Origin of the sequence: Micromonospora sp. NPDC049679, from assembly GCF_040659735.1 — a bacterium.
Taxonomy (GTDB): domain Bacteria; phylum Actinomycetota; class Actinomycetes; order Mycobacteriales; family Micromonosporaceae; genus Micromonospora_I.
The window spans coordinates 44,826-58,092 of sequence record NZ_JBFANZ010000025.1; the positions used below are offsets into that span (position 1 = coordinate 44,826).

The 13,267-nt window shown below is 71.4% G+C and carries 13 protein-coding genes and 1 riboswitch; of the genes, 5 read left to right on the plus strand and 8 right to left on the minus strand.

From position 1 onward, the window contains the following. Nucleotides 1–74 precede the first annotated feature (74 nt). Together AB0J06_RS17680 and AB0J06_RS17685 are read left to right on the plus strand one after the other, a co-directional pair. Nucleotides 75–842 (plus strand): ABC transporter ATP-binding protein, encoded by a 768-nt coding sequence (locus AB0J06_RS17680; protein WP_357429702.1) that lies wholly within the window; start codon nt 75–77, stop codon nt 840–842. Then, nucleotides 842–3,391, plus strand: coding sequence for an FtsX-like permease family protein (locus AB0J06_RS17685; RefSeq protein ID WP_357429704.1), 2,550 nt, complete (start codon nt 842–844; stop codon nt 3,389–3,391). The genes AB0J06_RS17680 and AB0J06_RS17685 overlap by 1 nt, the downstream gene beginning before the upstream one ends. Before the next feature lie 96 nt (nt 3,392–3,487). Here AB0J06_RS17685 and AB0J06_RS17690 read toward each other — a convergent pair whose 3' ends face one another. The 4 genes from AB0J06_RS17690 to AB0J06_RS17705 form a co-directional block, all read right to left on the minus strand. After that, complete coding sequence (locus AB0J06_RS17690; protein ID WP_357429706.1) at nt 3,488–4,189, minus strand: HAD family phosphatase; 702 nt, start codon at nt 4,187–4,189, stop codon at nt 3,488–3,490. Nucleotides 4,190–4,355: 166 nt separating this feature from the next. After that, the gene (locus tag AB0J06_RS17695) at nt 4,356–5,135 is read right to left on the minus strand and encodes a neutral zinc metallopeptidase (protein ID WP_357429708.1); all 780 of its coding nucleotides are present in this window, start codon (nt 5,133–5,135) and stop codon (nt 4,356–4,358) included. Between the two features lie 82 nt (nt 5,136–5,217). After that, nucleotides 5,218–5,346, minus strand: coding sequence for a hypothetical protein (locus AB0J06_RS17700; RefSeq protein ID WP_357429710.1), 129 nt, complete (start codon nt 5,344–5,346; stop codon nt 5,218–5,220). Between the two features lie 96 nt (nt 5,347–5,442). After that, nucleotides 5,443–5,850, minus strand: coding sequence for a DUF2267 domain-containing protein (locus AB0J06_RS17705; protein ID WP_357429712.1), 408 nt, complete (start codon nt 5,848–5,850; stop codon nt 5,443–5,445). Between the two features lie 119 nt (nt 5,851–5,969). Here AB0J06_RS17705 and AB0J06_RS17710 point away from each other — a divergent pair, with 119 nt between their 5' ends. Continuing rightward, nucleotides 5,970–6,305 (plus strand): hypothetical protein, encoded by a 336-nt coding sequence (locus AB0J06_RS17710; protein WP_357429714.1) that lies wholly within the window; start codon nt 5,970–5,972, stop codon nt 6,303–6,305. A gap of 542 nt (nt 6,306–6,847) precedes the next feature. Further along, nucleotides 6,848–8,167: a GNAT family N-acetyltransferase gene (locus AB0J06_RS17715; protein WP_357429717.1), complete on the plus strand. Its 1,320-nt coding sequence runs from the start codon at nt 6,848–6,850 to the stop codon at nt 8,165–8,167. A gap of 44 nt (nt 8,168–8,211) precedes the next feature. Here the strand turns inward: AB0J06_RS17715 and AB0J06_RS17720 are convergent, their stop codons facing one another. Further along, the gene (locus AB0J06_RS17720; protein ID WP_357429719.1) at nt 8,212–8,466 is read right to left on the minus strand and encodes a hypothetical protein; all 255 of its coding nucleotides are present in this window, start codon (nt 8,464–8,466) and stop codon (nt 8,212–8,214) included. Between the two features lie 175 nt (nt 8,467–8,641). On the opposite strand from AB0J06_RS17720, the gene AB0J06_RS17725 reads away from it, so the two are divergent. Then, nucleotides 8,642–9,043 carry a DUF6401 family natural product biosynthesis protein gene (locus AB0J06_RS17725; protein WP_357429721.1) on the plus strand — a complete coding sequence of 134 codons (402 nt, stop codon included), beginning with the start codon at nt 8,642–8,644 and terminating at the stop codon, nt 9,041–9,043. Between the two features lie 141 nt (nt 9,044–9,184). On the opposite strand, the gene pabB is transcribed toward AB0J06_RS17725, so the two are convergent. The 3 genes from pabB to AB0J06_RS17740 all read right to left on the minus strand — a co-directional run bounded on the left by pabB (nt 9,185) and on the right by AB0J06_RS17740 (nt 12,569). Continuing rightward, entirely contained in the window at nt 9,185–11,320 is a 2,136-nt protein-coding gene (gene pabB / locus AB0J06_RS17730; protein ID WP_357429723.1) for an aminodeoxychorismate synthase component I, read from the minus strand. Nucleotides 11,321–11,510: 190 nt separating this feature from the next. Further along, nucleotides 11,511–11,732: a hypothetical protein gene (locus AB0J06_RS17735; protein ID WP_357429725.1), complete on the minus strand. Its 222-nt coding sequence runs from the start codon at nt 11,730–11,732 to the stop codon at nt 11,511–11,513. Between the two features lie 57 nt (nt 11,733–11,789). Then, nucleotides 11,790–12,569 carry a C39 family peptidase gene (locus AB0J06_RS17740; RefSeq protein WP_357429727.1) on the minus strand — a complete coding sequence of 260 codons (780 nt, stop codon included), beginning with the start codon at nt 12,567–12,569 and terminating at the stop codon, nt 11,790–11,792. 311 nt (nt 12,570–12,880) lie between these two features. Then, a riboswitch (cyclic di-AMP (ydaO/yuaA leader) is annotated at nt 12,881–13,021 on the minus strand. Nucleotides 13,022–13,267 lie beyond the last annotated feature (246 nt).

Genomic DNA, 13,267 nt, shown 5'->3' on the forward strand with positions numbered 1-13,267 from the left:
TCCGTCGCCGAGGATGAACATGCCGGCCACGCCGTGGCGCGTGGCCGGTCCACAAGCTTTCTTCAGGAGGACCAGTGACAGCGACGGCAGCCCGCGACAATCAGGTGGCGGCCCGCGCGAGCGACGTGTGGAAGGTGTACGGCACCGGCGAGGCCCAGGTGATGGCGCTGCGCGGGGTGAGCGTGGAGTTCGAACGGGGCCGGTACACCGCGATCATGGGCCCGTCCGGGTCCGGTAAGTCGACCCTGATGCACTGCCTCGCCGGGCTGGACTCGGTGACCCGCGGTCAGATCGCCATCGGTGACACGACCGTCACCGGGCTCGGCGACGCCGGCCTGACCCGGCTGCGCCGCGACAAGGTCGGTTTCATCTTCCAGCAGTTCAATCTGCTCCCCACCCTGTCGGCGCGGGAGAACATCGTGCTCCCCCTCGCCATCGCCGGCCGCAAGCCCGACCCGCAATGGTTCGACACCGTCATCGACACCGTCGGGCTCCGTGACCGCCTCAATCACCGTCCCGCCCAACTCTCCGGCGGGCAGCAGCAACGCGTCGCCTGCGCCCGCGCCCTCGTCGCCCGGCCGGACGTCATCTTCGCCGACGAGCCCACCGGCAACCTCGACTCCCGTGCCGGCGCCGAGGTGCTCAACTTCCTGCGCAACTCGGTGAAGGAGTACGGGCAGACGATCGTCATGGTCACCCACGACCCCGGCGCCGCCGCCTACGCCGACCGTGTCGTCTTCCTCGCCGACGGTCAGGTCGTGACCGAGCTGACCGGCCCGACCCCGGAGAGCGTCCTGGACACGATGAAGCGGCTCGACGTACTGGCCGAGGCGGACGCCTGATGCTGCGCGCCACTCTCAAGAGCCTGCTGGCCCGCAAACTGCGGCTGATCCTCTCCGGCCTGGCCGTCGTGCTGGGCGTCATGTTCGTCTCCGGCGCGTTCGTGCTCACCGACACGCTCGGTCGCTCATTCGACTCCGTCTTCAGCAGCGCCTATTCCCAGATCGACGTGGCGGTGAGCGCCAAGCCGAAGATCGCGGTGAGCGAGCTCGAGGGCGAGCAGATCGCGGCGAACTTCCCGACGTCCACAGTCGACAAGGTGAAGGCGGTGCCGGGCGTGGCGAAGGCCACCGGTGTCGTCGCCGCCGACGGCGCCCGGGTGATCGGCAAGAACGGGAAGGTGGTCACCTCGTTCGGTCCGCCGCAGCTCGGCGGCAACTGGATCGGCGAGGACGAACTCGTGCAACTGCGCGAGGGGCGTGGCCCGACCAGTGACAACGAGATCGTCGTCAACGTCACGGTCGCCGAGGCGGCGAAGATCAAGGTCGGGGACCGGGTCGGCGTGCTGACGCTGGCACCCAAACGCGAGTTCACCCTGGTCGGCGTCTTCGGCTACAGCGGCGGACGCGACAGCCTCGGCGGTGTTCAGGAGGTCATGTTCACCGAGCCGATCGCCCAGCAGCTCATGCTCGGCGAGCGCGGCGTCTACAACAACGTCTCGGTGGAAGCCGCGAACGGCGTCCGCGCGACGGCGCTGCGCGACGACATCGGTCGCGTCCTCGGTGACCAGTACGTGGTCAAGACCGGCAAGCAACTCTCCGACGAGGCGTCGGCCAGCCTCAAGGAAGGCCTGGCCTTCTTCAACAACATCCTGCTGGGCTTCGCCGGCGTCGCCCTCTTCGTCGGCATCTTCCTGATCCTGAACACGTTCTCGATCATCGTGGCGCAGCGGACCCGCGAACTGGCGCTGATGCGGGCGATCGGCGGCAGCCGCCGCCAGATGATCGGCGCGGTGCTCGTCGAGGCGGTCGTGATCGGCCTGATCGCCGCGGTGCTCGGTCTGGCCGCCGGGGTCGGCGTCGGCGCGCTGCTGGCGTACGTCTTCGGGCAGTTCGGCGGCGGGCTGGAGCTCGCGCCGATCGGCGTGCCGCCCGCCGCGGTGATCAGCGCGTTCGTCGTCGGCCTGCTCGTGACGGTGGTCGCCGCGGTGCTGCCGGCGCTGCGCGCCTCGCGGATTCCACCGATCGCGGCGATGCAGGACGTCGCCACCCCGGACCGTCCGCTGACCCGGATCACGGTCGCCGGCGCGGCGGTCGCCGCGGTGGGCGGAGCGCTGCTCGCCCTGGGCCTCACCGGCAACGCCGGTGACAACACGCTCTGGACCATTCTCGGCGGCGTGCTGGTGTCGTTCATCGGGGTGGCGCTGCTGACCCCGTTGATCAGCAAGCCGGTGGTGTCGTTGCTCGGCCGGATCTTCTCCTGGTCGGTTCCGGGCAAGCTCGGGCGGCTCAACTCCGGCCGCAACCCGCGCCGTACCGCGATCACCGCCGCCGCGCTGATGGTGGGCATCGCCCTGGTCACCGGCGTGACCGTCATCCTCGACTCGGCCAAGAGCAGTCTGACCGCGCTGGCCGAGGACACGATCCAGGCGGAGCTGGTGATCTCCGGGGCGCAGACCGGGCCGCGGCCGCCGAGCTTCGACGCGGCGGTGCTGGACAAGGCCGCCGCCCTGCCCGACGTCAAGGCCGTCGCCGGCATGTACGGCGACATGGCGATGGTGGGAACCGAGCGCACGTACGTGACGGCGACCAGCAACGTGTCGGCGCTACGCGACATCTACAAGGCGACGCCCACCGCCGGCACGATCGACGCCCTCGGCCCCAACCAACTCTTCGTCGACGCGAAGACCGCCCGGGAACGGGGACTCGCCGTGGGCGCGACGATGCCCGTGCAGCTGAGTCGGGGCGAGCAGCAGACCTACACGCTGACCGGGATCTACGCCGAGTCCGAGCTGTTCGGCGGGTTCGTGCTGCCGGTCGCGGCGGCGACGAACTTCACCGTCCCGCAGCCGATCCAGGCCTACCTGCAGCTGGCGCCGGGCGCCTCCGTCGACCAGGTCCTGCCCCAGGTCGAGTCGCTGCTCAAGGACAGCCCCGAGGTGTCCGTGGCCGACCGCGCCTCCTTCATCGAGCAGCAGACCAGCCAGTTCGACCAGCTGCTGCTGATGATCCAGGTGCTGCTCGCGCTGGCGATCCTGATCGCCGTGCTCGGCATCGTCAACACCCTGGCCCTGTCGGTGCTGGAGCGGACCCGCGAGCTGGGGCTGCTGCGGGCCATCGGCCTGGGTCGGGCGGCGACGATGCGCATGGTCACGGTGGAGGCCGTGGTCATCTCGGTCTTCGGCGCGCTGCTCGGCGTGGTGGTCGGCGCGGGGCTCGGCGCGGCCGTGGTGCGCGCGCTGCGTGACGACGGCATCAAGAACCTGGTGCTGCCCTGGTCGCAGATGGCGGTCTTCATCGGGCTGGCGGCGCTGGTCGGGGTCATCGCGGCGGTGCTGCCGGCGATCCGCGCGGCGCGGCTCAACGTGCTCGGGGCCATCGCGCACGAGTAACCGGGGGAACGGGGGGTGCGGCGGGGTGGGTGCCGGGGGCGCCCACCCCGCCCGCGTCTGTGGAGCGTCCGGCGAGAGCTCGACGGACGCCCGGCGTCAGGATTCGGTGATCACGCCGATCGTGGCGGGCTCGTCGCGCGATACCAGCAGGCCGGCGAGGAACTCCACGTCCACGGTCGCCAGCGTTTCCAGCAGGTGCAGGCCCTCGGCCTCGTCGAGCGGGACCTCACTCGGCACGGCGAGCACCGCCGCGCCGGACGCGAGCGCACTCGCCACCCCGGTCGGCGAGTCCTCGATCGCGACGCACCGCTCGATCGGCACCTGCAGCAGCCCGGCCGCGGTCAGGTACGGAGCCGGGTGCGGCTTTGTGGCGCTCACCTCGTCGCCGCAGACCACCACGTCGAAGCTGTCCCGGCCGAGCGTTTCGAGCGCGACCTCGACCAGCGCCCGCGCGGTGGAGGTGACGAGTGCGGTGGGGATGGCGGCGGCGCGTACCGCCCGGAGCAGCGCCAGCGCCCCCGGCCGCCATTCGAGGCCGGTCACGAAGAGCTCGGCGACGCGCCGCTCGAGGAACGCGATGCCGGCGGCGGGGTCGCGCCACGGCTGGTCGAGGTCGGTGTGCAGGAGCTGCATCGAGGTCGCCATGCTGGATCCCACCATCGCGCGGCGGGTGGCTTCCGACAGCCGGCCGCCGTACGTGGCCGCGAGTTCGTGCAGGGCCACGTCCCAGAGCCGCTCGCTGTCGACCAGGGTGCCGTCCATGTCGAACAGGACTGCGGCCACCGGGTGGGTGGTCAACGGCGGATCTCCCTCCGGGGGTGGCGGATCTATCGCCGACCAGTGTCGCCCGGATGTCGGTCGGGACGCCTTGGTAGGGACCGGTTCGTGGCGACGATCACCCCGAACGCGACCGGTGAGGCGAGGTCGACCGGGACCGAAGCCCGACGGTGAGCGGGCTCGACGGTCATTCGAGATCACAGGCGGCCAGCGAGTTGTCGTAGCCGGCGAAGAACGCGTCGGTGCGCTGTTCGGCGGTGCCGTGGGCGTCCTCGGCGAACCACGGTTGCCCCGGATCGTCTCCGACGGCCAGCAGTCCGGCGCGGAACTCGGCGAGGTCACCCTTGTCGAGGGTCAGCGTCTTCGCCCGCACCGAGTCGCCGATATAGGCGCCGGCCAGGCAGTCGGCCTGCAACTCCTGCTGGATGGTGAAGCGGTGTTGGAGGCCGAGCCGGACCTGGACGCCGTGCGCGTACTCGTGGCCGAGCAGATAGAACAGGAACGCGTCCCCCACCCGGCGGAACGCGCTCGCCGCCCACCGCGCGTCGTAGGCGATCATGTCGCGGGGTGCGCAGTACGCGGCGTTGTTGCGGGTCAGGCGCACAGTGCCGCAGGTGACCTCGCCGTCCCGGGTGTACGCGACGACCTCTGCGACCGGCTCGAACCGCCGGCCGAGCGACGGGAACCGCTCACCCCAGTACCGTTCGGCGAGCCCGACCGCGCCGGTGACGTCCCGCTGGAACTCCTCCACGCTGGTCGTGCCGTCCGCGGGTCGCGCGGTGGTCGCCGTCGGGGCGGAGCGCGCCGGCTCACCGGACTGCGCGCTGGCCGGTCGCCGCCCGGCGGGTTGTCCGCCGAGCGGAACGCCGGCGCCGCAGGCCAGCGCGACGAGAAGGGTGGCCACCAGGCCGGCGAGGGGCGTCGCGCGCCGGAACCGGTGGCGGGCGGCGACTGTCTGCGATCCCACACCAGACAGTACGGAGCGCGGCGTCGCGACGATCACCGCTGGCGATGATCGTTTCGTCGGCGCGGTCAACCGCCCATCCGCGCTAGTCGCGGCGCCGCGTCACGCTCGCCTTCTTCTGGGCGCGCCGCCGCTGCCGGGGCGTCAACTCCTTGCGGCCGGTCTGCTTGACGTAGTTGGCGACCCGCAGGTCCTCGCTGATCGGCATCGTCATCGCACCTTCCTGAATGTCCTCAGCCCTACCCGTCCATCGTCCGCGCGGCGGGGTGAAGCCACCCTCACCCGGATCGGACGAGCACGTCGGGTCCGGCTAGCGAACCCCGCGCCGGACGCCGAACTGCGCCCCCACCGGCTCGATGACCTCCCAGTACTCCTTCGGCAACTGCGAGACCACGTCCTCGAACTCGCGTGTGGCGACCGCTTCGCGGACGGTCGCGAGCACGGCGCGCACGCCTGCGCTGCCCTGCGCCGTATTGACTCCGGCGCGGTCACTCACCCGGCGGATGAACTGACCCAGCCCGAAGGGCTCCGGGAACTCCTGTTCCTTGTGCAGGTATTCGCGCAGTTCCGGCGCCAATTGCGCGCCCACGTCCCGGGTCTCCCCGCCGCTGATCCGCTCCGCCAATGTCTGGAGGGTGGCGCGGGTCAGGTCGTGTGCCTGTTCGCGTGAGACTCCGCCGCGCCGCGCAACCGCGTCAACGAACTCGGAACAGTTCACCTCGGGTCCCCCTCTCGGCCGGTCCGGGCCGACTACCCGCGGCCTGCTCCGACAAACGGTGACGGGCCGCGGCGAGGGGCGGGTGGCAGCGCTACGGGAGGACCCCCGGGGCCGGCTCGGTGAAGGTCGCGGAGGGCAGCGGCAGTCCGGTCGGCGGCACCGGGTGTGCGGGGGCGGACGGGCTGGCCGGTACCGGGGTGGGGCTGCTCGGCGCGGGCGTCTGGACCGGAACGGCGGGTGAGGCGGAGATCGGGGCCGGGGTACGCACGGGTTTCGCGGGCTTCGCCGGGGTGGCGGTCGGCGCGGCGGGTCCCGGCGTCCTGGTCCCGCTCGGACGCGGCGGAGTGCTCGTCCTGGCCGCCCCGTTCGCGCCCGAGCCGGCGCGGCTGGTCGCCATGGGACTCGCCGGTCCGGCCATGCCCGGCGTCCGCGGCGTTGTCCCGCTGCCGCCGTAGGCGGGAGTGGCGCCAGCGGACGGCGACGGCAGCGCCGTCATCTCGGCGGCGGCGGGACTGGCCGACATGGGGAGCGATGGCGCCGGAGCGCGATCGAGGCCGCGGCTGGCGCGGTCGCCGGCGCGCGCGGTCGCCGCGACGTCGGTCTCGGTGCTCTTCTTGCCCATCAGGGCGAGTCCGGCGCCGGCGCCGCTCACGAAGACCGCGCCGAGCACGACGGCGGTGACACGGTGCGCGAGAGGACGGGGGGCGCGGTGAGCGGCGGGCACGAGGAACTCCCTGGGCTGACGAGGTGATACGTGGGGGACGCACCGGTTCCCGACCCTGCCCGCCCCAGATCATCGGGGCAATCCCGGCGATCAAGAGGTGGTTCGTATCACGTCCAATCGGTGATATTCAGTCGATACAAGCATCAGACGGATAAGCCGGAATCCGTGAACTGGCGGATCGCCTGTCCACTTCCGTTCGGCGCTTCGGTACGGACCCGGTGAGGCGGTGGCGGCGCACCGATCCTCCGTGGTCGTCTGCTACATATGTAAGTTGTGATTACCGACACCACTCGTTACCGGATCCGCTCCGGAGCCCCGGCGGACATCGAGGAGCTCGCGGAGATCAACGCCGCGGTGCACCTCCAGGCGATGACCGGGGGCAACCCCCATCCCGGCATCGGCGCCTGGACGCGCGATCTCTTCGACGGGCATCCCACCGTCTCCCCCGCCGACTTCCTGGTCGCCGAGGAGGTCGCCACCGGCCGGCCGGTGGCGAGTCTGGTCGCGCTCGCGCAGGAGTGGCGGCACGGCGAGGTGCGGCTCCCCGTCGTACAGGTCGAACTGGTCGGCACCCACCCCGCGCACCGCGGGCAACGCCTCACCGACCGGCTCTTCGCCGCCCTGCACGAACGCGGCGACCGCGACGGCGTCGTGCTGCACGTGATCGAGGGCATCCCGTTCTTCTACCGCCGCTTCGACTACGAGTACGCGCTGAGCAACGGAGCTCCGCTCGTCGTACCCGCCGGCGCGCTGCCGGCGCGGCGTCCGGAGGCCGCGCTGCGCGCCCGGCCGGCGACGCCCGCCGACGCGGATCAACTCGCCGCGGTCGACCGGGCGCTCGCCGTTCAGGGTGGTCTGCACTGCCCGAGGGACGCCGGCCGGTGGCGGTACGAGCTCGCCGGGCGGCGCCCCGACGATTTCGTGCGGCGCGAGGTGACCGCGCTGACCACCGCCGACGACGTGGTCGTCGGGTACGCCGCGCACGCCCCTCGCCCGAACGCGGCCGGCGAACTGGCGGTCTTCGCCGCGGCGTGCGCGCGGCGCGAGGACTGGCCGGCGGCCGCGCCGGTACTTCTGGCGCAGCTCGCCGAAGTCGGGCGGGAGACCGGACAGGCCGCGGATCGGCCCTTCACCGGGCTACGCCCGCTGTTCGACGCCGAACATCCGCTCAGCCGCTTCGCCGGGCCCGGCGTGCCGCGCCGCCCGTATGCCTGGTACGTGCGCACCGGCGACCCGGTCGCCCTGCTGGACCGGTGGCGGCCCGCGCTCGCGGAGCGCTGGCGCGCGGCCGGGCTGCGCTGGCCGCACGAGAGCCTGCGGATCGACACCTACGGGCGCGCGATGCAGCTCGACTTCCGTGACGGTGAGCTGGTGGCCGTCGTACCGGGTCCCCGCAGCACCGCCCCCGTCGACGATCCGGCCGTGCACGCCGCGATCCCCCTCGGCGCGCTGCTGCAACTCGTGCTCGGCTACCGCACGCTCCCGGAGGTGCTGCATGCCTGGCCGGACTGCGCGCTGCGCGACCGGACGACCGAGCTGTTCCTCGAGGCCGCGTTCCCGCGGGTCGCCCAGATGGTCTGGTCCGCGCTCTGACTTCGATGATCGGGACGGTCGTGAGTGCTCGGTGCGCGGGCCGGTCAGCGGCCGGCGCGGGCACGGGTGGCACGCCACGCGCGCACCCCCAGCAGGCCGACGGCCGTGCCGATCGCCAGCGACGCGGCGATCAGCAGCGCGTGCACCCACAGAAAACCGGTCGGCGCGCCCTCGCCGACCGTCCCGGCGGACCAGGCGCGGGGATCGTTCCAGATCGCCACGGCGAACCGGGGCCAGATGACCCAGGTCCAGACGCCCACTCCGGCGAGAAAGATCGCCCATCCGCGTGACAACACCATGGCTGGCGAGTATGCCAGCCATGGTGTCTGCGGCTGCGATCAGCACATCAGCCGTGCCACACAAGGCCCGCTTTGTCCGATCTCGTGCTACCGGTGGTAGCCACCCGATGAGGCGTCGGCTGCAATCCGGTTGCTGATCAAGTAGTGGGGAAGGCGGATCCCTAGCGTCCAACGCATGACCAACCACTTCCCCTCCGCAGCCCCCACCAGGACAACCACCGACGCCGCGCGGGTGCTCGACGACGTCATGGCCCGCGTCGGCGTCGACGGCCTCACCACGGCGCTCATCCACCCCGTCCTCATGGCGCTCGTCGACCAGCACGCCGCCGAGGTCCGCGAGTCGCTCCGCTGCGCCGACCGCCCGGTCGACCACGTCGGGCTCGCCGCGTACGCGCGGTCCATCATGGCCGCGGCGGAACGGATGGGACGCCACCTCCCCGAGCCCGGCGAGGCCGACCTGTCCTGTCTCGACTGGCTGCGCGCGCCGTGGCCGCTGCTGCGCCTGGTGGGGATCTGCGCCCTCGTCGACGACACCACGCTCGGCGCCGCGCCGACCGGGCTCGGCGCCACCGCCTGATCAACCACAGTGGGCCCCACTGCGCGGCCGGACCTGACCCCTGCTGGATCGGGACCGGGACACCGACTCGGTGGACCTGAGGTCACCGGGCGTCGGCCCCGCCGACCACGACGCAGCGCTCCCGATGAGGTACCCCCGGACTCATGCCTGCGGCCCGACCGGTTCCACGGCCGTCGCCATGACCGCGGTCATCACGGCACGGGACTTCACGACCGTCTCCGCGAACTCCTCCTCCCGGTCAGAGAGGGCCACGACGGCCCCGCCGACCCCGAAGCTGACCTGTCCGTCCGCGGCGACCAGGGTACGGATGACCATGCTGAGATCGGTCGCGCCGCTGAGCGAGAACCAGCCCAACGCACCTGAGTAGACGCCGCGCGGCCCCTCCTCCAACCGGTCGATGATCTCCATTGTGCGGACCTTCGGAGCTCCGGTCATCGAACCACCGGGAAAGGAGGCGCGGACGCACCCGACGACAGACTGGTCGGGGCGGAGCGTGCCGCGGACGGTCGAGACGAGCTGGTGCACCGGCGCGTACGTCTCGACGTCGAACAGCCGCGAAACGTGCACGGAGCCGATTTCGGAAACCATGTTGAGGTCGTTGCGGATCAGGTCGACGATCATCAGGTTCTCGGCCCGGTCCTTCTCGTTGCCGAGCAGATCACGCCGGAGCGCCTCATCCTCGACCGGCGTCGCGCCCCGCGGCCGGGTCCCCTTGATCGGCTTGGATTCGGCGACCCGGTCCACGCCGACCGAGAGGAATCGTTCGGGAGAGGCGCTGAGCACGGCCAGATCGGGGAAGCGCAGCAGCGCCGCGTACGGGACGGGGCTGATCCTGCGCAGGTGCGTGTACGTCCGCAGCGGATCGATCACGGTCCGCACGGTCACCATGTTGGTGAGGCACACCTCGTACGACTCGCCGTGGTGGATCTCCTCCAGGCACTGGTCGATGCGCTTGAGGTAGCCCTCCCGGTCGTGCCGCGGCTCCACGAGATGACCTACCGCCTCGTCGGTCATCACGGTGCCGGCGAGCAGTGCCGTCGCCGCGGCCGCGTCGTCGCCGGGCGGGGTCGCCCGGAGCCGGACCGCCGTGCGGTCGAGCCAGGCGATGGCGGCCACGTCGTCGTCGCCGGCGCTGAGCGCCAGGAGATAGCAGGTCTGCTCGACGTGGTCCAGCGCCAGCATGCGGTCGACGAAGAGCAGCGCCGCGTCGGGGGTGTCCGCCTCGTGGGCCAACTCCCCGCCGGTCTCCGCCTTCAGTTCGTAGCCGAGGTAGCCGACGTACCCCAGGTTGAAGTCGAACGGCACACCCGGCGGTGTCGGCATCGCCCGCGCGCGTAGCTGGTCGTCGAGGTATTCGAAGAACGGCTGCACCACCCGCTCGGTGTTGCCGTCGGAGCGCCGCACGGTGACGGTGCGCTCGGCGGCGCGGTAGGTGACGTATTCGGCGAGCGGCCCCGCGCCGTGGCCCATGAAGGAGTACCGCGACAGCCCGTCGATCACGGCGCTGCTGTCCAGCCAGAAGCTGACGCCGGCATCCGCGAAGAGTTCACGGTACGCGGTCTCCGGGTCGGGCATGATCGGCAGCGCGCGCACATGCACCCGGTACCGGGTGGCGCCGGTCGCCGCCGGGCGGGCGGAGGTAGCGGCCGGGCGAGCCGGGGTGGTCGCGGCGCTGCCGGCCGCGGCGGCGCCGCCCGGGGGGCGCTGCGCCATCGCCAGGTCGCGGAAGTTCGCGAGCAGCTCGCGGCCGTACTCGCTGCTGATCGACTCGGGGTGGAACTGCACGCCCCAGATCGGTCGCGTACGGTGCCGCACGCCCATGAGGGTTCCGTCCTCGCTCCAGGCGATCGGCTCCAGTTCGTCCGGGACCGCGGTCACGGCCAACGAGTGGTAGCGAACGACCGAGAACGGCGAGGGCAACCCGGCGAAGATGTCGACACCGGTGTGGTGCACGCCGGAGATCCGGCCGTGCACCGGCTCCGGGGCAGGCCCCACGGTCCCGCCGAGGAGGTCACAGATGCCCTGGTGGCCGAGGCAGACGCCGAGCACCGGCAGTCCGCTGTCCCGGATCGCCCGGGTGCTCACGCCGAAGTCGCGGACACGCTCGGGACGACCCGGCCCCGGAGAGATCACGACCGCGTCGAACTCCGCGATCGGCACCTGCGCCCAGTCGGTGTCGTTGCGCAGCACGACCGGGGGCTCCCCGTTGACCTCGCCGAGGAGTTGGTAAAGGTTGTATGTGAACGAGTCGTAGTTGTCTATCAGAAGCGTTCGCATGCCGAGCTGCCTCTTCCCCGTGGCTCGTAGCGGACGACCGCTGCCGCCCCGGACCGGACCACGCCGCTGGGGTGTCGCCGATTATGAGCTCATCAACCCTGCATGTCTCCTCGATGATGAGTTCGGGGAGCCGACGCGGGAAATCCTGCTCATGTCGCGCTGCTCGGCGTACCGCGCCGCACGTCGGTTGCTACCGCACGAGACGGTGGTCGAGCGGCTGGTCAACCGGCGACGCGCGCGACGGTGTGCGATGCGCGCGCGGTGGTATCTCCATCTGCCAGGCGGCACGCGGTGACGAATCGGCCACACCGACGCCGGAGGAGACGCCCGTGCCCGCGCGGAGCGAGATCAAGCCGAGCGCGAAGCGGAGCTGGATGCGCTGCAGGGCCAGCTCGACGAGCTGGCCCTGCACGGCCGAACGAGGTGCGGATCGGGTGCCGGCGCAGAGCGCCGGCACCCGGTCGGGGGCTCAGGCGGAGTAGCCGTGCCCGGCCATCCAGTTGGCCATGTTGATCGTGGTCACCCAGTAGGTGCCGTCACCACCGATACCCGCGGGATCGGCGACCTTCACGGTCCGACCGTCGTCGCTGTAGCCGACGATCGTCACGTAGTGGCCACCCGGGTAGGAGCGCCAGGCGCCGTCCGTGTCCGTCGTGCTGCCGTCGATGTTGGCGACGACGGCGTACCCGTCGCTGACCGCGCGCACGACGTCCGCCTGCAGCTGATCCATCTGCGCGGGGGTCGCCGGACCGGGGATCTCGTGCGTCTTGTAGACGTCGCTGCCGATCACGCTGTTCAGCACGCGGGTGGTGTCGTTGGCGGAGTTGGTGCCGCTGGTCGTGGTCCCCAGCTTGTTCGCCACCTCGTCCTGGCTCAGCTTGAAGCCACGTGCCGTCAGGGCGTTCCGGGTGGCGGCCGGACCGCAGTAGTAGAAGTTGGGCTGTTCCTGGAAGTCGTAGCCGAGCACCCGCTGCGACGGGGGCTTCGGCGCGGCGGGCGCCGGCGAGGCGGCCTGCGGACGGGCCGCGCGGTCGGCGCGGTCGCCGCCACGCCCGGAGTCGCCGCCCAGCGCCATGTCGACGACCGCCGTGGTCGACGCATCGTGCGCGGAGGACGAGGGGTCGGGCTCGTTCAGCAGGAGGGTGCCGGTAGCGGCGGCGGCGAGAAGGGCGGCCGACAACGCGGCGACCGGGAAAGCACGGCGGGAGATGGCGTGCCGGAACTGCTTGCGGGTACGTCGAGGGGTCACTCAAAGCTCCATTGCTGTGCCGATTCGAAGTCGGCGTCCCAATAACGGCGAGATGTGAGCCAGAGGTCAGCGGTCGACCCCGCGTCGGTGGTGCGATCACGACGCGGAGGGCGCTCAGCCCCATCGGAAATGGGGGGCGGGTTTACTCAGCGGGATGCCGGGAAACACGCAGCCGAACGTCGAACCGTTGGCGTGGCTAGTGATCCAGCGTCACGAACCCGCTGCGGAAGAGGCGGCCCAGGAGGGAAGCGCGCTGCGGGGGGACTGGGGGGATGTGCCACGGCACATTCGACGGCGCTGCACTGTTATGTGTCTCCTTCCGATACCGCGTACCGGGTTAGCTGACGGATTCGGGCGGGAGGATCGCCCTACCACAGGCCAAAGGCCCGCGGATTCACCCCAATTGCAATGGGTCCCCGGCTCGTGCGAGCACGACTAAGCGGGCCCGATCCGGCGTCATCCTTTGATGACCAACGACCGGGTCGGACGAGCCGACATTACTGGTCCTGCCCCGACGCCGCAAAGCCCCCCATCTGCGGGTGCGATCGGTGGCACGGATATTCGGCGCAGGAATGCACGAGAAGTCGTGAACTGCGCGGTACGGACCGAACGCCGCAGCCGGTGCGAGGGAGTCCGTGAACGACGGTCGTGGCGACACCCCGCGTCGGCAGGCATCCCACCAGGGATGATCTTCATTC

Bases quoted from the DNA above. Each gene is read 5' to 3' on its own strand.
- pabB (WP_357429723.1), bottom strand. From the start codon at position 11,320: ATGCGAACGCTTCTGATAGACAACTACGACTCGTTCACATACAACCTT.
- AB0J06_RS17720 (WP_357429719.1), bottom strand. From the start codon at position 8,466: ATGGTGTTGTCACGCGGATGGGCGATCTTTCTCGCCGGAGTGGGCGTC.
- AB0J06_RS17700 (WP_357429710.1), bottom strand. From the start codon at position 5,346: ATGACGATGCCGATCAGCGAGGACCTGCGGGTCGCCAACTACGTCAAG.
- AB0J06_RS17725 (WP_357429721.1), top strand. From the start codon at position 8,642: ATGACCAACCACTTCCCCTCCGCAGCCCCCACCAGGACAACCACCGAC.
- AB0J06_RS17685 (WP_357429704.1), top strand. From the start codon at position 842: ATGCTGCGCGCCACTCTCAAGAGCCTGCTGGCCCGCAAACTGCGGCTG.